Below are 24,199 nucleotides of genomic sequence, written 5' to 3'. Positions count from 1 at the left end.
GCCTCACCATCAACCAATGGAGACGATAATGAACAATGAGCTTTATGCCGATGGAATCGGTGAGATCACCGTGACGGGCACGATCGTGCGGATCGACATGATGTCGCTTTCGCCGACCGAGCGCGATGCCAGCAACAATCCTCGACCCGTCTTTCGCCAGCGGATCATCATGCCGGTGGATGCTTTCGCCAATGCGGTGGATCTCATGCAGAAAGCCTTAAACGGCCTAGTCGAGGCGGGCGCAGTTCGCCGCATCGGCGACATTGCGCAAATGCCGGCCGCAGATTCAGGCCAACAGCCGCCGCTTTCGGTAAACGCTTCGCCGAATTTCAACTGACCGGCCACGCAAGCCCTTTGTTCCAAGTGAGGCCATGAGTACACTCGCGCACACGAACCTCCAGTGTCTGGCCCTGGTCGGCCGTCACCATGGTGTTGATCTGTCCCCCGAACGGCTTTTGCACGACTATGCGGTCGGCGAGCAGGCGGTGCCGATGCGGCAACTCCTGCGCATGGCAAAGGACGCGGGGCTGAAGGCCAAAAACCTGACGTTGACCTGGCGGTCTCTGTTTCAGCTCGGCGACGCCTTTCCGTTGCTCGCCGAGCTTGAAAACGGCAATTGGGTCGTCATCGCCGGTGCGGCAGGCAGCGGTGAGGGCGAGATGATCCGTGTGCTCGATCCCCTGGCCCAGCGTCCGGAATTCATCCTGCTCAACCAGGAGCAATTTGCAAAACATTGGCGCGGATCGGTCATCCTCGTCAAACGCAGCTACCGTCTTTCCGACACCGATCAGCCATTCGGTTTTCGCTGGTTCATTCCGGAAATCGTCCGCCAGCGCAGCCTGCTTCGCGACGTGGCGCTCGCTGCCTTCGTCCTCTACGGACTGGGGCTCGCAACGCCGATCTTCTTCCAGCTTGTGATCGACAAGGTCCTTGTCCACCAGAGCTATTCAACGCTTGCGGTTCTCACCATCGGCATTGGTATTGCGCTCCTTTTCGATGCGGCCTTCACTTTCCTGAGGCGTTACCTGCTGCTTTATGCGACCAACAAGATCGACATCAGGATCGCCACGCGCACGTTCGGGCACCTTCTCAATCTGCCGATCGCCTTGTTCGAGCAGGCCTCGGCCGGCGTGCTGGTCAAGCATATGCAACAGACGGGCCGTATCCGCGAGTTTCTGACGGGCCGGCTGTTCCTTACCCTTCTGGATGCGGTTTCGCTTCTGGTCTTCATACCGATTCTGGTTCTCTACAGCGTCAAACTGACCTTTGTCGTCCTAGGCTTTGCAGCCCTTGTCGGCCTGGTGGTCATGGTTCTGGTGGGGCCGTTTCAGCGGCGGCTCCAGGCCCTCTATCAGGCCGAAGGCGAGCGTCAGGCGCTGCTGGTCGAGACGGTGCATGGCATGCGCACCGTCAAGTCACTGGCGCTCGAGCCGCGTCAGCGCCAGGTCTGGGACGATCGTTCCGCGCAAGCCATCTCCGTGCGCTTTCGCGTCGATAAGATCTCGACCGTTGCCCAGGCATTGACCGGGCTTTTGGAAAAACTGATGAGCGTTGCGATCATTGGGCTCGGCGCACTTGATGTGTTCAGCGGTTCCATGACGATCGGTGCGCTGGTCGCCTTCAACATGTTGGCAGGCCGGGTGTCTGGCCCGCTCGTGCAGATCGTCACCATGGTGCACGAATATCAGGAAGTGGCCCTGTCCGTGCGCATGCTCGGCGAGATCATGAACCAGCGTCCGGAACAGTTCGGCCGTGGGCGGGGGATCCGGCCGCAGTTGAAGGGCCGCATCGAATTCGACAAGGTCACGTTCCGCTATGGGCCCGACGGTGCGCCGGCGCTCGACGACGTGTCCTTCACGGTTCCCGCCGGGTCTGTCTTTGGCATTGTCGGCAAGAGCGGATCGGGAAAAACGACCGTGACCCGTCTGATCCAAGGGCTCTACCAGAACCAGCAGGGGCTGGTCCGGATCGACGGCTATGATAGCCGGGAAATCGATCTGGTCCATCTGCGCTCCAGCATCGGCGTCGTTCTGCAGGATAATTTTCTGTTCCGCGGCTCGGTGCGCGACAATATCGCCGCCGCCAAGCCCGATGCCAGCATCGAGGAGATCATCGAAGTCGCCCGCATTGCCGGTGCCGAAGAGTTCATCGAGCGGTTGCCGCGCGGTTTTGAATCCATGCTGGAGGAAAATGCCTCAAACCTTTCCGGCGGCCAGAAGCAGCGCCTGGCCATTGCCCGTGCGCTGATCACCAATCCGAAACTGCTGATCCTGGATGAAGCCACCAGCGCACTCGATCCCGACAGCGAAGCCATCCTGCGGCAGAACCTGAGCAAGATTGCCGAGGGGCGTACCGTGATCATCGTGTCCCATCGCCTGACCACGCTGGTCGATGCCGATGCGATCCTCGTGGTTGATCGCGGCAAGATTGCCGATATCGGCCGCCACGATCAGCTGGTCTCGCGCTGCATTACCTATCGTCATCTCTGGACGCAGCAAACAAGGCAATCGGCATGAACGCGCGCCCGGAAAAGCTCCATGAAAACCTTCCGGTTCCCGTTGCAAAGCGGGGAACGGAAATTATCGTCAAGCCAAAGCTGCCGCCGGCCTTTGCCGAATTTCAATCCGATGCGGTCGAACTGGAAGAGCGTGTTCCGCCCAGAATTGCCCGGATGACGCTCTATGGGATCACCGCGCTGATTGGCACGGCCATCGTCTGGGCATCGCTCTCCAAGATCGACGAGGTGGTCATTGCACCCGGCAAGCTGATCACCACCCGGCCGACGATTATCGTTCAACCGCTGGAAACATCGATCATCCGCACGATCGACGTGACCACGGGCGAGATCGTCAAGGCCGGCCAGACATTGGCAACGCTCGACGCGACCTTCAGCCAGTCTGATGTCGATCAGCAGCGCACCAAATTTGCGGCCCTCGATGCCCAGGTCAAGCGTATCAACGCCGAGATTACCGGCACGGATTATTCGAAACTGGCGGGAGGGTCTCCCGACGAACAGCTGCAGGTCCAGCTTTTTGCGCAGCGCCACGCTTTCTACACCGCCCAGGTGCAGAATTTCGATCAGCAGATCGCCGGGCAGGCCGCCGCGATCCAATCGGGTACAAACCAGGAGACGGTTCTCACCAGCCGCCGCGACAACCTGATCCTGATCGAAAAAGCGCGCGAGACGCTCTACAGGAACGATACCGGATCGCTCGTCGCCTTCCTCGGTTCGCGCGACGCGCGGCTTGATGTCGATGCCGATATCACTGCGCTGCACGGCAAGGCGGCGGAGGCCGGGCATTCGCTGGCCAAGCTGACAGCTGACCGGCAGGCGTTCATCGAGGACTTCCGGCGTGCCTCCATGGAGCAGCTGGTCGAATTGCGCAACCAGCGCGACATGGCGGGCGAAGAATTGAAGAAGATGGAGCTGCGCCGCAACATGGTGACGCTGACGGCCCCGGAAGATGCCGTCGTGCTCGACCTTGCACAACGCTCGGTCGGCTCGGTCGTTCGGGAGGCCGAACCGATCGTGACACTTGTTCCGCTGGATGTTCCGCTTGAGGCAGAGGTTTCGATCACCTCGCAGGACATTGGCCGTGTCGCCGTCGATAAGGAGGCGCGGGTCAAGCTTGATGCCTACCCATTCCAGAAATTCGGTACTGTGACCGGGACCGTCAGAACCATCAGCCGGGACGCGTTTCCGCCTCCGGAAAAACCAGCAGGTGGCGGCGAGCCAGCCGTACCATTCTTCAAGGCGCGCGTGCTGCTCGCCAGCACACTTTTGCAAGCCCCAGGGGAGCCCGTTCGCCTCTTGCCAGGGATGACAGTCTCAGCAGAGATCAAGGTCGGAAGCCGGACAGTGATTTCCTATTTTCTTTACCCGCTGCTGCGTGGCCTCGACACAGCCATCCGGGAGCCTTGAAGCTCAACCTTCAGTCCAGGACCGAAGTTTGAAGATCTTTGTTTTGATCATGGGCAGGACCGCAAAGGCCCTGCCAATATCACGATCAGTTCAGCTTTACAGCGAGCTCACGCGGCCAGAAGCGTAGATTTCCGGCTTGATCCAGGAAGGACGCCGCCGTTGCTTTATCCTTGATTGCAACAGTGCCCTCATCGAGATCACCGGCTATCCCCACCTTTTCCAGCAAGGGCATCGCTTCGGCAACATAGGCGATATACTTGCAATGCGTGAACGCGTCATCAACGAAGTCCTTGGCTGACGCCTCCTTGCAGAGATCGGCGACACCGGCAGCGGACACGACAAGCGCAACTGCGTCGTAGAGGACCGAGGGGCCGCCATCGATCATCTGATGCGCCTCCACCCGGCTGCCATCCGACATCACCGCGCCACCGATCTTTGGCGCAATGACCTCAAACGAGGCCTTCTGCTTTTTCACGCTGTCGAGCAAGGCGTTGAATGTCTGGATATCGGCGCCATCGGTGACAAGGATCCCAAGCTTGCGGCCTTCGAAGCGCTGAGGCGCACGGGCCGCGATGCTGAGCGCTGGCGACGCTTCCAAATCCTGCCGTGTCGGCACGGCCGCATCGGCTGCCTTTGGCATCGAAGCCAATCCAAGCGCATCGGCAACCTTTTTGGCAAGCGCCTCGTCGATGTTCAACAGGTGAGACACCATCCGTTCGCGGATGACCGGCATCTCCACTTTCGACAGCTCGAAAATTAGCGCAGCGGCGATGTGGCGCTGCTCCGGTTCCGTCTGGCTGATAAAGAATTGCCGCGCTTGGCTATAATGGTCGGCAAAGCTCTTGGGGCGCAACCGCGCCTTCGGCCCTTGTTCTTCGGCGGGGAAATGACGATAGCCCTTTACCGGCGATTCCCTCGGGCCCTCGCCAAACGAGTTCGGCTGATAGTTGACCTGGCCCACAGGATTGCGCATGGCCATGTGCCCATCCTGCTGGAAATGTGCGTACGGACACTTGGGCGCATTGATCGGCAGATGGGTAAAATTCGGCCCGCCAAGACGCTTCAATTGCGTATCGAGATAGGAAAAATTGCGGCCCTGCAGCAGGGGATCGTTGCTGAAATCGATGCCCGGCGGCACGTTCTGGGTCATGAAGGCAACTTGCTCGGTCTCGGCAAAGAAATTGTCGGGCATCCGGTCGAGCACAAGGCGGCCGATCGGCTGCGGCGGTAGAATTTCCTCCGGAATGATCTTGGTCGGATCAAGGACGTCGAAGTCAAAACTGTCGGCGAAGGCCTGGTCGAAAAGCTGGACCTGCAATTCCCATTCCGGGAAATTACCGGACTGGATCGACTGCCACAAATCGCGGCGATGAAAATCGGGATCGGCGCCGTTGATCTTGACCGCTTCATTCCAAGCCACCGACTGAACGCCAAGCTTCGGCTTCCAGTGAAACTTAACGAAGGTCGATTCATCCTTGGCGTTGACGAGACGGAAGGTATGGACGCCAAAGCCCTCCATGAACCGGAACGACCGCGGAATGGTGCGGTCCGACATGATCCACATCACCATGTTCATGCTTTCGGGCGTCAGGCTGATAAAGTCCCAGAATGTATCATGCGCGGTCTGCGCCTGCGGAAAAGACCGGTCGGGGTCCGGCTTAGCCGCATGGATGAGGTCCGGAAACTTGATGGCGTCCTGGATGAAGAACACCGGGATATTGTTGCCGACGAGGTCCCAGTTGCCTTCCTTCGTGTACATTTTTACGGCAAAGCCGCGCACGTCGCGTGCGAGGTCGGCCGACCCCTGGCTGCCGGCCACTGTGGAGAAGCGCACGAAGGCGGGTGTGCGTTCGCCGGGGCGCTGGAACAAATCCGCGCGCGTATACGAGGCAAGGGATTCATAGGTTTCGAAGAAGCCGTGCGCCGCATATCCCCGGGCATGGACCACCCGCTCCGGAATGCGTTCATGGTCGAAGTGGAACATTTTTTCACGGAAGTGAAAATCATCGACGACAAGCGGACCGCGAGCGCCGACGCGTAGGGAGTTCTGGTCGTCGGCGACGGGTCCTCCCTGCGCCGTGGTCATGACCGGTGCGCCGTCTTCGGCGAACTGGTGCAGTTCCCCGCCTTCGCCCCGGTGCAGTTTTTGATCGTGGATGGTGGCGGCGTTTGCAGGCGACGCCGGTGTGGACTTCTTGGCCATCGAGGGGGCTCCGGATTTGAGGATAGAGCCAACACAATCGCCTCATCTGCCTTTTGTTCCGTTGATTAAAGCCCCGCCGCCTTCATGTGCGTTCAGCGCGCATCGCATGTGAATTGGAAGGCTGACCGGAACACGCTCCGATATGCCCGACCCCTCCGCCAAAAATACCATTTTTTTCTAGGCACATTGACTAAGCGACAAAATTGGAATCAACGGAAACGCTAGCCAAAACCAGATGGCGCTGGCCAATCCAGAGGCTCTTGCACTGTTTTCAGCCATTGCATAACTGGAAGTAAGATACTTGCGACCGGGCGCAGCATGAATGGCGTGCTTCCGAAGACCTGTTCAGACTCTGGCGCCCTGAAGACAATATCACTCGGCGAGTATATCAGCCTCAACGCATGCGGCGACAAAGTCGTCGCGGATGGATGCCGCCGGGACGCGTCTGCCAAGCGCCGCCATGCAGAGTTTTCGGGCGCGCTCATAGTGTTCGCCGCGTGTCTGCGGCCATCGTTGCATCATGGTGTTCAAGGCGGATTGCGGGCCATCGATATCGACGGGGACACCATGGCCGACGCGCACGCGCACGGGCTCGGCCCAGCAGATATCGCTGCAATTCATTTCCGTTTCGATGATCATTTTGGGGCTCCTCCCAGAGCCATCAAAACAACTCGGATCGCTAATATTTGTTCCATGCCAGAAAACGGCATTGTTCTGACAAGGCTGGCTGTCAGACAGTCGGATGCAGCAGAAACGGTTATGACGCCGGGATGAATTTTCCCTCATAGCGCACCCGAAAATTGCGGCGTTCCGCTTCGTCGCGAAAGCAGACGAAAATCAGTTCGAGATCGCTGTTGCTGTCGGCCCGGCCCAGCAGGCAGAACGTGACGACGACGGCTTGCGCATAACTGCGGCTCAGGCGGATTGCAGCGCTGCGGATTTCGTTGATGCTGAGATCGTCGCGGCTCTCATTGCGCTGGTAGACCAGCCAAAAGCGCGTGGTCTGCCATAATGTTCTAAATGCATCCGTCACCTCGTCCTTGAACTCATCCGCGCTCATGGCCGGAGCCCAGGACAGAGTCAGCTCGTCCTCCTCACCATATTGATTGAAGTAGCCGTCGAAACCCTGTCCGCTCGACAGCCGTTCCTCCAGCATCTCGAATGCTGTGGCATCGGTAATCGCGGTTTTGAAAAATATCGCCATGCGGCACCCAAACTGATGGGTAGAAAGGCTTTAACGCTGGGTTCGATAAAGCGGCTGACTACGGATGAAGGAAAGACAGGAATTGCTCAAGCGCGACCGGTGGGACCAGAGTGCATTGCGGCCGGGAAGGGGGCTTTGCGCTGGCGTTTTTTCTTCAGCACGCATCGTGCCTGATCGATTTCGTCATCGCGAACCCATACGTGCATTTGAAACCTTTGAGCGTGGACCTTTGAACGTAGCGGTAATTTATCGACTGTTCGCAAATTTACCAGCGGTGGCAATGACCATTTACCTGGCGCGCGCTGGGGCGTGGCGGCCGCTCAAGTCTACTTGCGCACCAGGCTGAAGGAAAAATGACTGCCGCGATGGTAGTCGATTGCGTAAATGACGGGGGTACCCGCCGCGTTAAAACAGGTTTCGGTAATCAGGAGTGCCGGGCCGAAATCACGCAAGTCGTTGCGCGCGACGACGTCATCGGGAAGCATCACGGCCGTTACCGAGGCGGCGGACATGCGTGGCCGCTGCTTCTGCTGATCCAGCAAGGATAGGAGCGATCCGCTCCAGTCGATATCGTAAAGGCGCATCGGGATAATGGCGCGCGGCACATAGTCGATGCAGTACATGATCGGGGTGTCGTTTTCCAGGCGCAGGCGCTCGATGCGAATGACGCGGTCGCCCGGTTCGAGCCGCAGCTGTTTCGCGACGGTTTCGTCCGGAGCAAGTTCGGAGATCGACAGGACCTTGTTCTTGGGCGTGTAGCCATATTGTTGCGCCATCTCCGTGACGCTTTCAAAGACGGTAATCGGCCGGTCGACCTGTACGGCAGAGATAGCCGAGACAAAGCGGCCACGCCCATGCTCGACATAGATGATATTGTCCTGCTCCAGCAGTTTCAGCGCCTCGCGCACAGCCGGGCGCGAAATCTTGAAGCGCGCGGTCAGCTGGGCCTCGGTCGGCAGTTTGTCGCCTGGTTTCAGGCCTTCGTCCCGTATGAGATCGGCAATGCGATCACGAAGCTGGATCACCAGAGTGCGGGCATCACGAAGGGGTTCGTCCAAGGCAATCCTCGATTTCCGTTCCGGCTATTCTTCTCATTGTCTGACAAATGTCGGGAGGTCAAGCCAAGTGTCAAAACTCTGCAGCAGTATGGTGCGCCGTACATTGGTGATTTTGGGCCCTTCAACGGAGCAAAGGCCCTTGACACCATAATTTCAAGATGTCAGTTGTCTTACAACTTGCCGGCCATGGCAGGATCAAATGATCGCGGGTGGGCCGTGGTCTCCATAACAGTGAGTTTTCCATGCTGAATTTCGATGAAGAAAGATACCTGCGCATCCAGTCCGGCGCTGCCGGTCTTGCCGGACGGTTTGACCAGGTGATTGCCGATTGCCTTAAAGCGGGCGCCGAAAACATATTCTTCCTTGGAACGGGTGGCGCCGCCATCCTGATGCAGCCGGCGTATCAGCTGCTGCAGCGCAAGTCCCGCTTTCCGTCTTTCATCGATCTGACAGCCGAACTCTTCATCACGGGCTCGGCAAATCTGACGAAAAACTCGATCGTCGTCATGCCGTCGCTGTCGGGAACGACCAAGGAGAGCGTCGCGCTGCTGGCAAAGGTCAAGGAGACCGGCGCTACGGTCCTCACCTTGGTTGGCCACGAGGACACACCGCTCGGCAAGGGCGGCGATCATGTCTTCGTCAATTTCGCCGAAGACGATACGTCCTGCGAATCCTTCTATCTTCAGTCGCTGTTCATCGCGCTGTCGATCATGAAGCATCGCAACGAGATTTCGAACTACGATCAGCTCGCCGGTGAACTGCAGCAGCTTCCAAAACGTCTTGTCGAGGTCAAGCGCGCCTATGAAGACAAGGCCGACGGTTTTGCAAAAATCCTTGCCGCCTCCAATTATCATATCGTCACCGGCAGCGGGAACGTCTGGCCGCAGGCTTTCTATTACGGCATGTGCATTCTTGAAGAAATGCAGTGGATCCGCACCCGCCCCGTCCATGCGTCCGACTTTTTCCACGGCACGCTCGAACTGGTCGAGAAGGGCGTGAGCGTCATCCTGTTCAAGGGCGAGGACGCATGCCGGCCGATTGCCGACCGGGTCGAAAAATTCGCACCCAATTACACCGACAAGCTGACGGTACTGGACACGGCGGACTTCGTGCTGCCGGGCATTTCGCCGGAGGTGCGTGGCCTAATCTCGCCGATCCTGCTGGCAACCGTGCTGGAGCGCATCAGCGCGCATCTCGAAGTCATGCGCAACCATCCTCTGACGACACGGCGCTATTACAAGAAGGTTGCCTACTGAGCCCTCATCGGCAAGATGACCGTCAGGCGGCGGCGCATGTTTTTGCAAGCGTCAAAGCTGGCTGAGTTAAGAAGGCCGCGGCCGTCAAAATGACAGTCGCGGCCTTGCCGTTGCAATCAATCTTTGAGGTTCCATGTCTCACTACCGTTTCGCCATCGTTGGCGACAATTGCGTCGATCGCTTCCAGCCTCCCGTCGGCCAGTCGCTGGTCGGAGGTAACGCCGTCAATGTTGCCGTCCAGCTCGCTCTGTTGGGCCACACTGTGTATTATTTCGGCGCCGTGGGCGAGGATGCCGATGGTGCGCGCACCCGCAGCCTGCTGTCACAGAACGGTGTGAAGCTTGACCATCTGCAGACGCTGCCTGGAACGACCGCCTACACAAATATCGAGATCACAGAGAGCGGAGATCGCATCTTCGCCTTTGAGGATTTTGGTGTCTGCCAGGACTACAGGCCAAACGACACAGATTTTGCCGCACTTTTAACCATGGATCACGTTCACATCGGCTGGATTGCCGATGAAGGGGCCGCGCGCCGCCGTCTGGCCGCCGCAGGCATCGGCGTGTCGCAGGATATTTCCGTCAACAATGATCCGGTCCATCTCGGAATAGACGGTCTGCGCATCGCTTTCGGTTCGGCGGGTGAAGACCGGGACAAAGCCGAGGCGTTGATGAAGCAATTGCTTGCTAAGGGCGCAAAGCTTGCAGTCGTCACGCGCGGCAGCGAGGGGTCGGCGGCAACCGACGGCAACGAATGGGCTGAGACCGGCATAACTCCTGTCGATATCGTCGATACCACGGGTGCCGGCGACAGCTTTATCGCCGGTTTTCTGCATGCGTTTATCGCAGGAAACGGACTTCAAGCCTGCGTCATCTCAGGCCGCGATAATGCGGCCCGCACCTGCACCCATGTGGGCGGCTTTCCGCAGGAACCGCATCTGCTCTGAGTATGCCGACCGCGCAGCAAAAGAGCCGGTGCGACCGGTCCGGCTCTTTTCATCGTCCAGATGTCAGTGGAGGATCTGGCTGAGGAACAGCCGGCTCCGTTCGTTCTGTGGATTATCGAAGAATTGGGTCGGCGGTGCCTCTTCCACGATACGGCCCTGGTCCATGAAGATCACCCGGTCGGCCACCTGACGGGCAAAGCCCATCTCATGCGTCACGCAGATCATCGTCATACCCTCTTGCGCCAGCGACACCATCGTGTCGAGCACTTCCTTGACCATCTCCGGATCAAGCGCCGAGGTCGGCTCGTCAAACAGCATCACCCTGGGGCTCATGCACAGCGCGCGGGCGATGGCCACCCGCTGCTGCTGGCCCCCGGACAGTTGGCCCGGATATTTGTTAGCCTGTTCTGGAATGCGCACGCGTTCCAGGAAGTGCATGGCGATTTCGGTTGCTGCTGCTTTGCTCATCTTGCGGACCCAGACGGGTGCGAGAATGCAGTTCTGCAGAACGGTCAGGTGCGGAAAGAGATTGAAGTGCTGGAACACCATGCCGACTTCGCGGCGCACGCCGTTGATGTTTTTCTCGTCCTCGTTCAATTCGATGCCACCAACGGCGATGATGCCTTCCTGGTGGGCTTCGAGCCGGTTGATGCAGCGGATCAACGTGGATTTGCCTGAGCCGGATGGCCCGCAGATCACGATCCGCTCCTTCTTGGCAATCTCAAGGTTGATATCTGTGAGCGCATGGTACGCACCGTACCATTTGTGCACGCCGGTCAGCGCGATCTCGATGTCAGGCTTGGATGATGGCATGGACGTTCCTTCAAGGATTTCCCGCACTGGTTTCGTTCCGGCAGGCATTGTGGGATCAGCGGGCGTTGAAACGTCCGAAATGGCCTTCAATGCGCGACTGCAGGTATTCGAGGCCCATGGACAGAACCCAGTAGATCATCGAGGCGGTGATCAGCATTTCGATATGGCGGAACTCCGTCTGTCCCTGCGTGCGGGCGAGATACATGATCTCCCAGACACCGACGACGGAGACGAGCGACGAGTCCTTCAGCATGGCGATGAACTGATTGCCGGTCGGCGGGACGATAACCCGCATCGCCTGTGGAAGAATGACCAGGAACATCGTCTGATTGGGGCTCAGTCCAAGCGCTGTCGCCCCTTCCGTCTGGCCACGCGAGATGCTCTCGATGCCGGCGCGGAAAATCTCGGTCATGTAAGCACCGTAGCAGAGCGACAAAGCGAGGATGCCTGCCGGAACAGCGCTGATGACGTAGCCGACCTGCGGCAGCCCGAGATAGATGATATAGATCTGCATCAACAAGGGCAGGCCACGGAAAAGCGACGTATAGAAAGTGGCAAGACCGTAGACCACACCATTCTTAGAGAGCTTCGCCATTGCCCCCGCCAGGGCAATCACGGTCGCGATCGCGATCGAGATGGCGGAGATGTAGAGCGTCGTGACAACGCCTTGCGAGATCATGAAACCGATCTTGCGGGCGATGAAGGACAAGGAGAGGTCGAAGGAGTAGAAGAACAGCATCAGGAGGACGAACAGCTCGATCCAGACCGTCACGATCTGTTGCCGGCGGGGCAGAAGCTGCAGCAGTTTCCAGTTGAACGCGATGATCAGGGCAATCGCGACGGCAGAAAGGGCGCGCCCAAGCTGCTTGTTGTCCTTCAGCCAGTCGATCGCCGGCGGATAGAGCTTGCCGATCCAGGCGGAGCTTATTCCCAGCGCGTAAAGTGCCGCAGCGACCAGGGCAAAAATCAGTAGGACGCCGATGCGGCGCGCCACCGTGGGATAGGTGAGTAACAGTCTTCCGAGCATAATGTCCCCGACTTTTTGATCAGGCGGCGCGTTCGCGCCACCAGTCCTGCGCCTGCAATTTCCAATAGGTGAGTTGTGCGGTCGCAAGCCCCGCAAGACCGCCCGCCCAAACGAGGCCGAACGGTTTGAAGAGCCGGTAGCGGTCCGATTGCTTAAGAATGCCTTCAGCCACCAGCTTGCCGCCAATCGCCGTCGTGTTGAGGCCGTGTCCCCCGAAGGCGGTGCAATGCCACACACCCGGCTGCATTTCCCCGATCTGGGGCATGAGATGGCGGGCATAGGACATGAGGCCGGACCATGCCAGCTCGGTCTTCAGGTCTTTCAGCTGGGGATAGGTGGTCGTCATCTCGCGGCGCAGTTCACCGGCAAGCGCTGCGGGCGAGGCAGCCCGCGTGGTGATGCGGCCGCCCCAAAGGATACGCTTTCCATCCTCAACGAGACGGTAGTAGTCGCCGGCACGGCGGTTGTCGCCTATCGCATCGCGGGTGGCAATCGCGCTGCGGATGAGGTCCGGCGCTTCCTCCGTCAGCATGACATAGGTGGCAATCGGCAAATAGGCGCGATTGAGTTTTCCGACCAGCGAGGATGTGTAGCCCCCCGTGGTAAAGACGATCTGGCGGGCGCGCACCTGTCCGCCCTGGCATGTAACGAGCTTTTGTGCGCCCGCCAGGCTGCAACGCGTCGCCTGTGAATTTTCGTAGATACGCCCCCCCAGCCGCTCGATCTCGGCTGCGAGCGCCCGCAGATAATTCAGCGGGTGCATGTGGAAGGCTTTCGGATCGCGCAGCGCCTGGAAATAGCGGTTGGATTTGAGGCGGCCGCGGACCGCGTCAGTCCCGAGAAACTCGAGTTCATAGTTGTATTCGCGGCGCATATGGTCCGCATGCGCCTTCAGGCTTGCGCCGTCATCGTAGCGTGTCACGCTCATGATGCCGGCCTGCGGTTTTGCCTCCGAGATTCCCAGTTCCCGGATCGTGTTGCGGATAAAATCCACGCCCTCGATCGAAAGCAGATGCAGTTTTCGCGCAGCATCAGGGCCTGCGGCACGGGCGATGGCGTCGCTGCCGGTTGCAAAACCGGGGCTGACGAAGCCACCATTGCGGCCGGATGCGCCAAAGCCGACGCTGCTGGCTTCGAGAACGGTGACGGAGTGGCCCGCACGGGCAAGCTGCAGGGCGGTCGTCAGGCCGGCGAGGCCACCGCCAATGATCACGGTGTCGCAATCGACGGAGCCGGAGAGTGCAGGACGCTCGGCCGCGTTCGCCAAGGTGCGGCGGTAATAGGTATCTGGATAGGTCATGGGAGGCTCATCTGGCAAGAAGATGCCGGGCTTGCGCCCGGCATTATTGAAGGCTTAGTCGGCGCTGTAGTCCTTGCCATACCATTTGGTCGTCAGGGCAGCGAGCGTGCCGTCCTTTTTCATGTCGGCGATGAAGCCGCCGATCTTTGCGGTCCATTCCGGATCGGTCTTTTCGCCGATGACGACCAGCGGTTCGCGGAAGGCATAGCCGTCTTCGAGAATGCGCAGCGGATAGCCATTCTTGATCGCGTTCTTGGCAGTCTGCTCGGGCGCAATGACGGCATCGAGACGCACACCAGCGCCAAGGCGCAGGTCGTCGAACGGCAGCATCGAATCGGCAAATGTGCGGATTTCGCCCGGCTCCAGCTTGTATTCGATCGGCGGCAGGCCGGGAGCATCGATTTCCAGCTGACGGCGGATAAAGTCTTCCGATGTCGTTGCGGTCTCGACGCCGATGACCTTCCCGTTCAGATCGCTCACCGCCTTGGCGGGGCTATCCTTGTGAACCACGTAGACATAGGGGCTGTAATAGTAGATGCCGGCAAAATCGATGACCTGCGCGCGCGCCTTGGTCGGCGTGACGGAGCCGACGCCAATGTCGTAGCGGCCCTGCCAGCGTCCACCCGTCAGTGTCGCCCAGTCCGGCGTCTGGAAGCTCACTTCAACGCCCAGGCGCTTGGCGATCTCACGGGAGACATCGATATCGAAGCCAACCATTTCATTGTTGTCATCGAGAAAGCTCTGCGGCGGCCAGCTGCTGTTGGTCGCAACAACCATCGCCTTGTTTTCCATGACGCGATCCAGCGTTTCGCCTGCATAGGCAGAATTTGCGGCAGCCAGCAACGCAGTGCCAGCAATAAGCTTTGCGAAAATATTCATAGTGCCTCCCAGCATACTCAGCGACATTTTGTAAGATGTCTGACAACGACATATTGAGGGTGCAGCCACGGCTGTCAATCGATGCATTGCCGGAGTTCATGAGGAATCAGGATGAGCATGTGCGACGGGGTCACAATGTATGCGGCGCAACATTTTTGTGCAGCGCAGGGGAAGACAGGCCCTAACGAAAAGTCTCAAGTCCGGTTTCAGTTTCCCGAGCGCTTGCATTTCACAGCTGTCAGCAAGGATACCCAGCGCTAAAAGTTACTGCGAGTCCGGCACCCGTCTGCTTCATTTCCCCTCTGCCACACCGAGCAGGTATGAGCTGAACATGTCGGCCATCGCACCGGCATAGACCTCGATTTCCTTGTCTGTGCGTGGGCTGGTGGAAAATTCTTTTCCAACCGTGCTCAGCGTTGTGGTGACGAGATCGCCGGCGAGTTCGCGCGCTTGCGGCGATGCCTGTGGCAGAAGCTCCAGCATGAACCGGGCGATCAGCGGCTCGTCCGTTTCCTTGGCGGCATGAGCCTCCGGCGCGTCGCGATAAAGCGGGGCCGCATCGCTCAAGGCTCCACGCACTGCCGCCTCCTCACATTCGGACCGGAGGAAAGCGTGAACGAGGGATCGTAGCCGATCCAATGGTGGCCGGGAATAATCAGTGAGGATCGCGCCGAGCAGGCTCGACGTCTGCCGCCACTCGTCGCTTTGCAGCCGGAACAGGATTGCCGCCTTGTTGGGGAAATACTGGTAGAGCGAACCGACGCTGACACCCGCCCGTTCCGCAACCCGCGCTGTGGTGAAACGCTGCGCGCCTTCCTGCGCCAAAACCTGAATAGCAGCCTGGAGAATGGCTGTGACCAGATCGTTCGAGCGGGCCTGCTTTGGTGCTTTACGTGAAGAAATACGGGCACTTGCGCGATCTGTCATCCGGGGCACCTGCAATGCGATTAGCGAACACGACGAATTATTCGTATTTTCATTCTCGAAAGCAAGTTACCTGACACAAAGGCATTCCCGATGACCACCCTGACACGCCAGCCGCTGGCCGCACTTCTTGACCGCCTGTTCGACGAGGCCGATGCGGCGACCAGCCCCGCCATGGGCGCCCTATCCGAAGAGGAGCGTGAGCGCCTCCTGCACAGCAAGACGGACTATGTGCATTTCTACGGCCTGATAAAGGAACTCTGGCTTCCGGTGTCGCGCGAGACAGGCCGTCTTCTGTACCTGTTGGCGCGCTCCAGCTACGCCCGCACGATCGTGGAGTTTGGAACGTCCTTCGGTATCTCCACGCTGTTCCTGGCTGCAGCATTGCGCGACAATGGCGGCGGCCAATTGATTACGAGCGAATTCGAACCATCCAAAGTGCTTCGCGCAAAACAGAACCTTGATGCAGGCGGACTTCTTGACCTTGTCGATGTCAGGCAGGGCGATGCGCTCAGAACGTTCACCGATCTTCCCGACGCGATCGACCTGGTTCTGCTTGATGGTGCCAAGGCCCTCTACCTCGACATTTTCAAGCTGATCGAGCCGCAACTGAGCCCCGGTGCATTGATCATTGCAGACGATGCGGATGATTGCCCGGAATATGTCGATTATATCCGGTCCAACCCCGGCCGCTATATGTCCACATCCGTCGCAGACGATATTTTAGTGACCATGCGCAGCGCCTGATCCGGCGTTTCAGACACAAACGTCCACCCGCTCAGGCGGCGACCTTATCAAGGAGAATATCAATGCATGTATTTGTTACAGGGGCGACCGGTTGGGTCGGATCGGCGATCGTCAAGGACCTGATCGCAGCCGGTCATACGGTTTCCGGACTGTCGCGATCAGCGGACAAGGCGATTGCACTGTTGGCGAGCGGCGCCCGCGCCGTTACAGGCAGCCTGGAGGACTTTGCCGTGCTGCAGCAGGCTGCCATGGAAGCGGATGCTGTTATTCACACGGCTTTCAATCACGATTTCATCCAAGGAAATTTGGGCAACGACTTTTCCAAGTTTCTGGAAAGTGCGGCGCTCGATCAGCGGGTCATCGAATTTCTCGGCAAGGTTCTATCAGGTTCAGACCGTCCGTTGCTGGTAACCTCGGGCCTCTCGGGCCTGCCGCTCGGCGCCATCGAAACCGACCTCCCGAACCCGGCTGCGCCACGCAAGCCGGAATTGGCCGCCCAGGCCGTTGCCGAGCGCGGCGTTCGTGCAGCGACCGTGCGGCTTGCTCCCTCCGTTCATGGTTTGGGAGACTACGGCTTCATCCCGGTCCTCGTCCGCCTTGCCCGTCAGACAGGTCTCTCGGCTTATCTCGACGACGGCTCGAACTGCTGGTCGGGGGTGCACCGCGATGATGCCGCCCGCATCTATCGCCTCGCGCTTGAAACCGGCGTGACGGAGCGCGTCTATCATGCCGTAGCTGACGAGGCGGTCCCATTCCGGCAGATTGCAGAGGTTATTGGACGCCAGTTGGGCTTACCCGTCGAGCCGCGCCCCCGCGAGCATTTCGGCTGGTTTGCCAGCATGGCCGGCGGCACTATGGCGGCGTCTAGCGCCCGGACACGCGCTGTCCTTGGATGGGCTCCGGCCGGTCCGGATCTCTTGTCCGACCTGGATCAGCCGGACTATTACGCCGCCTGATCGGAAAACTACCGTCACCCTGGAGATGCGTGGTCAGAACCACCTCCAGGGGAACCGGCTCTCACATTCCAGAAGCCTGCGGCACGGCGGCCTCTGCCAAAAGCTTTTCAAGATCCTCGAAGGCCACGGGCTTGGTCAGATGATGATTGAACCCTGCCTCCTGCGCCAGCGTCTTGTCCCGGCTTTGGCCCCAGCCTGTCTGCGCGATGATCGGCGTAGTCTTGAAGAGTTCGTCCTTGCGGAAAGCCCGGCACACCTCGTAGCCGTCCATGCCGGGCAATCCGATATCCAGAAGGATCGCATCGGGACGATACCGCTGTGCGGCTTCAAGCGCTTTTGGGCCATCCGACGCGATTTCGAAATCATGTCCCATCTCTTCCAGCATCAAGCCCAGCATGAAGGCGAGCTCGGCATTGTCATCGACCACAAGCACCTTCAAGGACTGCGCGGCCGGGATTTCGCTCGATAAAACCTTCGGCGGACGGTCCTGCGTTTCCGTTTTGGACGAAAGCGGCAAATGAACGCTGAACACGCTACCAATACCATCGGCGCGGCCCTTTGCCTCAACGGTCCCGCCGTGCAGGCCCACCAGCTGCTTGACCAGCGCCAGACCTATTCCGAGGCCTCCCTGCGCCCGGCCGAGATGATCATCGACCTGGGCAAAGAGCTGAAACACTTCGGATCGCATGGCGGCGGGTATGCCGATGCCATTGTCCGAAACCTCGATGACAGCCTCTCCACCCACAGCGCGCACGGAAACATCGATCCGGCCGCCAGAAGGTGTGTATTTCGCAGCATTGTTCAAAAGATTGGCGATGACCTGCGAAATGCGGGTATGGTCGGCGTCGAGCCAGAGCTGCTCTGGCGGAATATCGACAGTGAGTGAATGCTGCGCCGCTTCGATAAGGGGACGGCTCGCCTCGATCGCCGATCGCACGACATCCCCGACCACGATCGCATCCTTGCGAAGCTCGATCTTGCCCTGGCTGACCCGCGAGACGTCCAGAAGGTCGTCGATCAACCGCACCAGATGCACCATTTGCCGATCCATCATATCGCGAATACTGCCGGCATCCGGCCCGTCGGGATCCCGGCGCAGGATATCCAGCCCGTGGCGCAAGGGCGCTAGCGGATTGCGCAATTCATGCGCCAGGGTTGCCAGAAACTCGTCCTTGCGGCGATCGGCCTGCTTTAAGGCGTCGGCCTGCGTCTCCAATTCATCACGCTGCGATGCGATCTGCTGGCGCTGCCGGTAGAGTTCGAAGAACACATCGGCCTTGCTGCGCAGAATATCGGTTTCGATGGGCTTTTGGATGAAATCGACAGCGCCTGCCTCATAGCCGCGAAAGCGGCGCTGGCCATCGGCGCTGCCGGCTGTCACGAAGATGATCGGCACACGCCGGGTGCGCTCATTGCCGCGCATCAGCTCTGCCAGCTCAAAGCCATTGAGACCCGGCATCTGGACGTCGATGAGGGCGAGCGCCACATCGTTTTGCAAAAGCAGTTCAAGCGCCTGATCGCCGGAGCGCGCCTTCAGAAGGACCAGACCTTCGCGGCGCAAAAGCGCCTCCAGAGAGAGGAGATTTTCCTCAAGATCATCGACCAAAAGAAAGGATACGGGGCTCATGTTCGGTCAAACCTTTTGCAAAAATGAGAGGATGGCGTCGAGCGGCATGACGTGAGCGGTGGGACACATCGCTATTGCCGCTTGCGGCATCGCCGGCGCAAACGCGCCGTCTGGAGTTTGAACAATCGCCGTTCCGCCGGCCTCGACAACCGCACGCAGACCGGCAGCGCCATCGTGATTGGCGCCGGTGAGAACAATGGCGATCAGACCGGCGCCATAGGCATCGGCAGCCGTTTCAAACAGAACGTCGATGGATGGACGCGAAAACAGCACCGCTTCGTCGCTGGACAAGGACAAGCTTCCGTTGGCTTCGACAAGCAGGTGATAGTTCGGCGGCGCAAAATAGGCGGTGCCGCCACGGATCGGCTGCTTGTCTTCGGCCTCAAGGACAACGATCCGGCTTTTCGCCTGGAAGAGTTCCGCAAGCACGCTGCGCTTGTCGGGCGGAATATGAACGACCACGATGAGAGGCAGATCGAAATTGCCGGGCAGTGCCGGCAGAATGACCGACAGGGCCTCCAGCGCACCCGCCGAGGCTCCAATCACGATGGCTTGTGGCCGGTTCTGGTTCATTCGCCTGACCTCTGATAGATTTTCTCCTCGCGGACAAAATCCTTGAAGGCCCCGGAATGATCGGAAAAGCGCAGGCTTTCCTTGGCACCGAGGCCGAGAAAGCCCTTGCGGGCGAGCGAATGCTTGAACAGGCCGATGGCGCGATCCTGGAGCGGCCGGTCGAAATAGATCAGGACGTTCCGGCAGGATATCAGGTGCATTTCGCCAAAAACCGCATCGGTCACCAGACTATGATCGGAGAAGACAACATTCTGCCGCAGCGACTTGTCAAAAACGGCTCTGCCATAAGCCGCGCTGTAATAGTCCGACAATGAGGATTTGCCGCCGGATTTCCGGTGGTTTTCGGTAAACAGCTGGATGCGGTCGAGAGTGTAGACCCCCGCTTCCGCAGTGCGAAGCGCTTCCTGGCTGATATCCGTGGCGTAAAAGATCGTCCGGCTCTCGAGCCCTTCCTCGCGAAACAGGATGACCAGCGAGTACAGTTCCTCGCCGCCGCTGCATCCCGCAATCCAGATCTTCAAGGATGGATAGGTGCTCAGGTGAGGCACGACCTGTTCGCGGATCGCCTGGAAATAGCTCGGATCCCGGAACATCTCGCTGACCTGCACGGTCAGATATCCGAGCACGCGGGGCAGCATCTGCGGATCGTGCAAAACACTTTCCTGCATCGCCGAAATCGTTGCGAACCCCAATTGATCGCGTGCCTGCCGCAGGCGGCGCTTGATCGACGCCATCGCATAATTGCGAAAGTCATAATGATAGCGGACATAGAGCGCTTCCAGCAGAAGCCGGATTTCAATGTCTTCTACCTTTTCTGGCGCTGACATTTCGGTCACCGGGGCATCCAGACGCGAACGAGGGACAGAAGTTTTTCGACATCCAGGGGTTTAGCCATGTAGTCGTTGGCGCCGGCGTCGATGCAGCGCTGCTGATCATCCGGCATCGCCTTGGCGGTGAGCGCGATGATCGGCAGCCTCTTCCAGTCCGCATTCCTGCGAATTTCCCGGGTGGCGGTCAGCCCATCCATGACCGGCATCATGACATCCATGAGCACGAGGTCGATCGCAGATCCAGGCTGACTTGCGGCCTTTGCAAGCGCGTCGAGCGCTTCCTGGCCGTTTCGCGCAATCTCGATGATGGCGCCGCGCGGCTCGAGGATATTGGTGAGCGCATAGACATTGCGGACATCGTCTTCGACGACCAGAATACGCCGCCCTTCAAGCAGCGCGTCTCTGTTTCTCGCCTTGCGGATCATCTTCTGCTGTTCGTCCGGCAGCTCGGAGACGACCTGATGCAGGAACAGCGTGACCTCGTCGAGCAGACGCTCCGGCGATTTCGCGCCTTTGATGATGATCGATTTGGAGTAGCGCCTCAGCTGCTGTTCGTCATCGGCTGACAGCACGCGGCCGGTATAGACGATCACGGGCGGAAAGGCGTAGGCGGTTTCCTTGCTCAACGTCTCCAGCAGGGAATAGCCGGATGCGTCCGGCAGGGACAGATCCAGCACCATGCAGTCGAATGTCTGTTCCTTCAGAAGCTGCAGGCATTCAGCCGCAGTACCGGCGACCATGGTCTCGACGTCATGCGAGGTCAAAAGCTTTGCCACGGCATCGCGTTGGACCTGGTTATCCTCGACGATCAGGACGCGGTGGACACGCTGCGAGAGCTTCGCTTCGAGCTTCTGCAACACCTCGACCAGCTGCTCCCGCTTCACCGGCTTCAACATGTAGCCGACGGCGCCGAGCGAAAAGGCCGTTTCGGCGTGATCGTCGCCGGAGACGATATGGATGGGTATGTGGCGCGTCCGGACATCGCGCTTCAGCCTGTCGAGAACGGAAAGGCCGGACTGGTCCGGCAGGCCGACGTCGAGGACGATGGCGCTCGGCATGAATTGCTTTGCAAGATCCAGAGCCTCCTGCGCCGTTCCGGCCACCAGGGTTCGAAAGCCCATTTCGCGGGAGATATCGCGCAGGATGGCAGCAAATGTATCGTCATCTTCGATGACCAGAAGAACCCGCTTTTCGTCAGATGGCGCCGCCCGGTCGTCGTCCACGAGATTGTGCCGCTCGATGGCAACGGTGCGTGTTTCGATCGCCGGGGAAATCGTAGGCGCGGCTGATACCGCCGCGCTGCGGGCGTCGCGGGGTACAACGGTTGCCGGGTCATAAGCTTCCGGAATGGTGATCGTGAACGTGCTTCCATGCCCTTGACGGCTGGTCAAATGGATCGCGCCGCCGAGCAGACGCACGAGTTCGCGCGAAATCGAGAGGCCAAGACCGGTGCCGCCATATTTGCGGCTGATCGTGCCGTCGGCCTGATGGAAAGCCTCGAAGATGCTGCGCTGCTGTTCCTCGGCAATGCCGATGCCGCTGTCCGTCACGGCGAGCGCGATCTGCCCGTCAGGAGCACGCCGGATCGAGAGACCGACACGTCCGGTTTCCGTGAACTTGAACGCGTTGGACAGGAGGTTCTTCAGCACCTGTTCCAGCCGCTGCAGATCTGTCTGGATGATGGCAGGGCATTCCGGTGCAATGTCGATGTCGAATGTCAGCCGCTTGTTTTCCGCGATCGGCTGAAACAGCTGGCTGATATTGTTGGCCAGGCGCTCCACTGACACGGCTTCCGGCCTGATATCGATATGTCCCGCCTCGATCTTCGAGAGGTCGAGGATATCATTGATCAGGTTGAGCAGGTCATTGCCCGACGACTGAATGGTCTGCGCATATTTGACCTGCTCTGCCGTCAATGTGTCATCCGGATTATCCGCAAGCAGCTTGGCGAGGATGAGGGAAGAGTTGAGCGGCGTGCGCAGCTCATGCGACATATTGGCGAGAAAGTCCGATTTATATTGGCTGGCCTGCTGCAGCTCGCGCGCCTTCAGTTGAACGGCAGCATTCGCGCGCTCAAGATCGTCGCGCTGGCCTTCCAGCTGCTGCGTCTGTTCCTCAAGCTGCGAGTTCGTTTGCTCCAGCTCAACCTGCTGCTGCTCCAGGCGCACCTGCGATTCCTTCAGCGCCCGGCTCTGTTCCTCCAGCTCTTCGTTGGAAACGCGCAGCTCCTCGCTCTGAACCTGCAGCTCTTCGGACTGCCGCTGTGTTTCTTCGACCAGGTTCTGCAGCTCGACACGATAATTTGCCGATCGGACCGCTGTCGCGATCGAAGGGGAAACCTGCTCGAGCAAGACCAGTACACTTTCGTCGACCGGCCGCAGAAAGCCCAGTTCGATCACCGTATTGACATCGCCATCGACGCTGCCGGGAGAAATGACCAGATGCCGCGGCTTGTCCCGCCCCAGTGCCGATCCGAAGGTGATGTAGCCGTCGGGGATATCGCTGACCACGTTGGGCCGCCCCTCAGCCGCTGCTTGTCCAAGCAGACCTTCCCGCAATTTGAATTGCTCTGGAACCGCTGATACGTCCGGCACGCCATAAATCGAGGCGCGGCGGAACACGCCCTTGCTTCCAACGAAAACCGCGCCGGCGATCGCGCCGGCATATCCTGCCAGAAATTCAAGGATGCTCTCGCCCAACTGCTCGGTACGCTTGTCGCCCATGATCGCGGCGCTCAATCCGACATGGCCGGACTGCAGCCATTCCTCACGCCTTCTCGCGAGCGTCGCCCGGCGCAACAACACCCCGATCGCGGCCGTCAGGAGAATTCCAAGAAGGCCAGAGAGTATGCTGCTGGCATAGGCCGTACGGTAGGCACCATCCATTTCGGCAAGGCGCTTCACACGCAGATCGCTTTCTTCTTTGCCCATGGCCGAAAGCTGCGTCCGGATGGCATCCATCTGGACTTTGCCCCGGTCCGAATTGACAACCGCAAGGGCGGCATCAATACCCTGCGTCCCGCGCAGATCGATGGTCTCCTTCAGCTCGGCAAGCTTGGCCTCCACATGGGTTTTGAGTGCCCCGATCCGGCGTTGCTGCGCCGGGTTATCGCTGGTCAGTTCAGTGATTTCAGTCAGCTTTTGCGGGATCGCGGCCACGGCGGAATTATAAGGCTCAAGATAGCGCTGGTTGTTGCTCAGCAGGAAACCGCGCTGCCCGGTCTCGGCATCCTGTACCCTCGACAGCAGCTCGTCCAGAGCGACGATCACGTCATGGGAGTGAACGACTTCCCCATTGTTTTCGCGCAGGCTCTGGAGATTGAGATAGGCAACCAGCCCGCTGATCAGAAAGAAAGCGATGGCGCCAGCCAGGCTGAAGGCCACAACCGGGTCCAGACCCAACTTTCGCGCTGATGTGTTGGGCATATTGCTCTGCTTCATGAAAGATCTCGTCGGATATATAAGAGGACAGGTGGGCGCGGGGCCAAGTCGTCATGCGAAACTGTTCAGCGCAACCCCGTAAATTAGAAACACACGCATTATTTTCAGGGCGACCCCAACTGCCCCGGAAATTCGACCACGCCCGCGCGATGTAGCGCGCCGGACGAAACCTTCAAGCGAGAGGAAAGCAAGTTTCCGGTTCTTTCGACGCCCGATAAGGGCAAACCGCCCAAAGGCCGTCCTTCTGATTGCGGGCGATGGCAGGAGGCGATAACCCGCGCCGGTTCTGTCCTCTCCAAAACAGCCAGGCATCAACTGCACCGCCGCCCATCGAGGTGCGGCAGACGTGTGCGTTCCTGCGCTTTTAGAGATTTCTGAACCGTCTGACGGAAGCGTGAACGCAGCGGAAAAATTTATCGCGAACTTTTCACCCGCTCGATGGTTATCGGGTCAGGGCAGGACTCGTTTTGCTTGAACGAACGCGGACTGCCGAT

General features: G+C 59.2%; 20 protein-coding genes. 7 read left to right on the top strand and 13 right to left on the bottom strand.

Translation table 11 applies throughout. The annotated features are described in order from the left end of the window. Window positions 1-28 precede the first annotated feature (28 nt). Genes PYR65_RS26915 through PYR65_RS26905 form a run of 3 tightly spaced genes read left to right on the top strand, consistent with a single transcriptional unit; the run spans window position 29 to window position 3,922 of the window. Window positions 29-337, top strand: a complete 309-nt coding sequence (locus PYR65_RS26915) for a hypothetical protein (RefSeq protein WP_060637760.1) — start codon at window positions 29-31, stop codon at window positions 335-337. 34 nt (window positions 338-371) lie between these two features. Then, window positions 372-2,516 carry a peptidase domain-containing ABC transporter gene (locus PYR65_RS26910; RefSeq protein WP_276121853.1) on the top strand — a complete coding sequence of 715 codons (2,145 nt, stop codon included), beginning with the start codon at window positions 372-374 and terminating at the stop codon, window positions 2,514-2,516. After that, window positions 2,513-3,922 carry an HlyD family type I secretion periplasmic adaptor subunit gene (locus tag PYR65_RS26905; RefSeq protein WP_276121852.1) on the top strand — a complete coding sequence of 470 codons (1,410 nt, stop codon included), beginning with the start codon at window positions 2,513-2,515 and terminating at the stop codon, window positions 3,920-3,922. The genes PYR65_RS26910 and PYR65_RS26905 overlap by 4 nt, the downstream gene beginning before the upstream one ends. Before the next feature lie 85 nt (window positions 3,923-4,007). On the opposite strand, the gene katE is transcribed toward PYR65_RS26905, so the two are convergent. From katE to PYR65_RS26885, 4 genes are all read right to left on the bottom strand, one after another. Then, window positions 4,008-6,125: a catalase gene (gene katE / locus PYR65_RS26900; protein ID WP_276121851.1), complete on the bottom strand. Its 2,118-nt coding sequence runs from the start codon at window positions 6,123-6,125 to the stop codon at window positions 4,008-4,010. 372 nt (window positions 6,126-6,497) lie between these two features. Continuing rightward, entirely contained in the window at window positions 6,498-6,764 is a 267-nt protein-coding gene (locus PYR65_RS26895) for a DUF982 domain-containing protein (protein WP_276121850.1), read from the bottom strand. Between the two features lie 118 nt (window positions 6,765-6,882). Continuing rightward, complete coding sequence (locus tag PYR65_RS26890; protein WP_276121849.1) at window positions 6,883-7,329, bottom strand: hypothetical protein; 447 nt, start codon at window positions 7,327-7,329, stop codon at window positions 6,883-6,885. Window positions 7,330-7,655: 326 nt separating this feature from the next. Then, entirely contained in the window at window positions 7,656-8,387 is a 732-nt protein-coding gene (locus tag PYR65_RS26885; RefSeq protein WP_060637754.1) for a GntR family transcriptional regulator, read from the bottom strand. A gap of 242 nt (window positions 8,388-8,629) precedes the next feature. Here PYR65_RS26885 and PYR65_RS26880 point away from each other — a divergent pair, with 242 nt between their 5' ends. After that, entirely contained in the window at window positions 8,630-9,643 is a 1,014-nt protein-coding gene (locus PYR65_RS26880; protein ID WP_276121848.1) for an SIS domain-containing protein, read from the top strand. 133 nt (window positions 9,644-9,776) lie between these two features. Further along, entirely contained in the window at window positions 9,777-10,589 is an 813-nt protein-coding gene (locus PYR65_RS26875; RefSeq protein WP_276121847.1) for a PfkB family carbohydrate kinase, read from the top strand. A gap of 63 nt (window positions 10,590-10,652) precedes the next feature. On the opposite strand, the gene PYR65_RS26870 is transcribed toward PYR65_RS26875, so the two are convergent. From PYR65_RS26870 to PYR65_RS26850, 5 genes are all read right to left on the bottom strand, one after another. Next, a complete protein-coding gene (locus PYR65_RS26870) occupies window positions 10,653-11,402 on the bottom strand; it encodes an amino acid ABC transporter ATP-binding protein (protein WP_276121846.1) in 750 nt (249 codons plus the stop codon). 55 nt (window positions 11,403-11,457) lie between these two features. Then, complete coding sequence (locus tag PYR65_RS26865) at window positions 11,458-12,429, bottom strand: amino acid ABC transporter permease (protein ID WP_060637750.1); 972 nt, start codon at window positions 12,427-12,429, stop codon at window positions 11,458-11,460. A gap of 19 nt (window positions 12,430-12,448) precedes the next feature. Continuing rightward, on the bottom strand, window positions 12,449-13,729 hold the full coding sequence (locus PYR65_RS26860; protein ID WP_276121845.1) for an NAD(P)/FAD-dependent oxidoreductase: 1,281 nt from the start codon (window positions 13,727-13,729) through the stop codon (window positions 12,449-12,451). A 54-nt stretch (window positions 13,730-13,783) separates the two neighbouring features. After that, window positions 13,784-14,608 (bottom strand): transporter substrate-binding domain-containing protein, encoded by an 825-nt coding sequence (locus tag PYR65_RS26855; RefSeq protein WP_060637748.1) that lies wholly within the window; start codon window positions 14,606-14,608, stop codon window positions 13,784-13,786. Window positions 14,609-14,899: 291 nt separating this feature from the next. Continuing rightward, window positions 14,900-15,535 (bottom strand): TetR family transcriptional regulator, encoded by a 636-nt coding sequence (locus PYR65_RS26850; RefSeq protein WP_276121844.1) that lies wholly within the window; start codon window positions 15,533-15,535, stop codon window positions 14,900-14,902. Between the two features lie 90 nt (window positions 15,536-15,625). Here PYR65_RS26850 and PYR65_RS26845 point away from each other — a divergent pair, with 90 nt between their 5' ends. Then, window positions 15,626-16,279, top strand: coding sequence for an O-methyltransferase (locus tag PYR65_RS26845; protein ID WP_276121843.1), 654 nt, complete (start codon window positions 15,626-15,628; stop codon window positions 16,277-16,279). Between the two features lie 62 nt (window positions 16,280-16,341). Next, window positions 16,342-17,235, top strand: coding sequence for an SDR family oxidoreductase (locus PYR65_RS26840; RefSeq protein WP_276121842.1), 894 nt, complete (start codon window positions 16,342-16,344; stop codon window positions 17,233-17,235). Between the two features lie 61 nt (window positions 17,236-17,296). Here PYR65_RS26840 and PYR65_RS26835 read toward each other — a convergent pair whose 3' ends face one another. Genes PYR65_RS26835 through PYR65_RS26820 form a run of 4 tightly spaced genes read right to left on the bottom strand, consistent with a single transcriptional unit; the run spans window position 17,297 to window position 23,705 of the window. Then, complete coding sequence (locus PYR65_RS26835; protein WP_276121841.1) at window positions 17,297-18,862, bottom strand: response regulator; 1,566 nt, start codon at window positions 18,860-18,862, stop codon at window positions 17,297-17,299. Between the two features lie 6 nt (window positions 18,863-18,868). Beyond that, window positions 18,869-19,435 (bottom strand): chemotaxis protein CheB, encoded by a 567-nt coding sequence (locus PYR65_RS26830; protein WP_060637744.1) that lies wholly within the window; start codon window positions 19,433-19,435, stop codon window positions 18,869-18,871. After that, on the bottom strand, window positions 19,432-20,262 hold the full coding sequence (locus tag PYR65_RS26825; protein ID WP_276121840.1) for a CheR family methyltransferase: 831 nt from the start codon (window positions 20,260-20,262) through the stop codon (window positions 19,432-19,434). Before PYR65_RS26825 ends, PYR65_RS26830 begins: the two co-directional genes overlap by 4 nt. Window positions 20,263-20,267: 5 nt before the next feature. Continuing rightward, a complete protein-coding gene (locus PYR65_RS26820) occupies window positions 20,268-23,705 on the bottom strand; it encodes a response regulator (protein WP_276122335.1) in 3,438 nt (1,145 codons plus the stop codon). Window positions 23,706-24,199 lie beyond the last annotated feature (494 nt).

It is taken from the genome of Pararhizobium qamdonense (assembly GCF_029277445.1).
Classification (GTDB): Bacteria; Pseudomonadota; Alphaproteobacteria; order Rhizobiales; family Rhizobiaceae; genus Pararhizobium; species Pararhizobium qamdonense.
This window is presented reverse-complemented; position numbering and strand designations above follow the sequence as displayed.

Bases quoted from the DNA above. Each gene is read 5' to 3' on its own strand.
- PYR65_RS26915 (WP_060637760.1), top strand. From the start codon at position 29: ATGAACAATGAGCTTTATGCCGATGGAATCGGTGAGATCACCGTGACG.
- PYR65_RS26910 (WP_276121853.1), top strand. From the start codon at position 372: ATGAGTACACTCGCGCACACGAACCTCCAGTGTCTGGCCCTGGTCGGC.
- PYR65_RS26905 (WP_276121852.1), top strand. From the start codon at position 2,513: ATGAACGCGCGCCCGGAAAAGCTCCATGAAAACCTTCCGGTTCCCGTT.
- katE (WP_276121851.1), bottom strand. From the start codon at position 6,125: ATGGCCAAGAAGTCCACACCGGCGTCGCCTGCAAACGCCGCCACCATC.
- PYR65_RS26895 (WP_276121850.1), bottom strand. From the start codon at position 6,764: ATGATCATCGAAACGGAAATGAATTGCAGCGATATCTGCTGGGCCGAG.
- PYR65_RS26890 (WP_276121849.1), bottom strand. From the start codon at position 7,329: ATGGCGATATTTTTCAAAACCGCGATTACCGATGCCACAGCATTCGAG.
- PYR65_RS26880 (WP_276121848.1), top strand. From the start codon at position 8,630: ATGCTGAATTTCGATGAAGAAAGATACCTGCGCATCCAGTCCGGCGCT.
- PYR65_RS26875 (WP_276121847.1), top strand. From the start codon at position 9,777: ATGTCTCACTACCGTTTCGCCATCGTTGGCGACAATTGCGTCGATCGC.
- PYR65_RS26870 (WP_276121846.1), bottom strand. From the start codon at position 11,402: ATGCCATCATCCAAGCCTGACATCGAGATCGCGCTGACCGGCGTGCAC.
- PYR65_RS26865 (WP_060637750.1), bottom strand. From the start codon at position 12,429: ATGCTCGGAAGACTGTTACTCACCTATCCCACGGTGGCGCGCCGCATC.
- PYR65_RS26860 (WP_276121845.1), bottom strand. From the start codon at position 13,729: ATGACCTATCCAGATACCTATTACCGCCGCACCTTGGCGAACGCGGCC.
- PYR65_RS26855 (WP_060637748.1), bottom strand. From the start codon at position 14,608: ATGAATATTTTCGCAAAGCTTATTGCTGGCACTGCGTTGCTGGCTGCC.
- PYR65_RS26850 (WP_276121844.1), bottom strand. From the start codon at position 15,535: ATGACAGATCGCGCAAGTGCCCGTATTTCTTCACGTAAAGCACCAAAG.
- PYR65_RS26845 (WP_276121843.1), top strand. From the start codon at position 15,626: ATGACCACCCTGACACGCCAGCCGCTGGCCGCACTTCTTGACCGCCTG.
- PYR65_RS26840 (WP_276121842.1), top strand. From the start codon at position 16,342: ATGCATGTATTTGTTACAGGGGCGACCGGTTGGGTCGGATCGGCGATC.
- PYR65_RS26835 (WP_276121841.1), bottom strand. From the start codon at position 18,862: ATGAGCCCCGTATCCTTTCTTTTGGTCGATGATCTTGAGGAAAATCTC.
- PYR65_RS26830 (WP_060637744.1), bottom strand. From the start codon at position 19,435: ATGAACCAGAACCGGCCACAAGCCATCGTGATTGGAGCCTCGGCGGGT.
- PYR65_RS26825 (WP_276121840.1), bottom strand. From the start codon at position 20,262: ATGTCAGCGCCAGAAAAGGTAGAAGACATTGAAATCCGGCTTCTGCTG.
- PYR65_RS26820 (WP_276122335.1), bottom strand. From the start codon at position 23,705: ATGAAGCAGAGCAATATGCCCAACACATCAGCGCGAAAGTTGGGTCTG.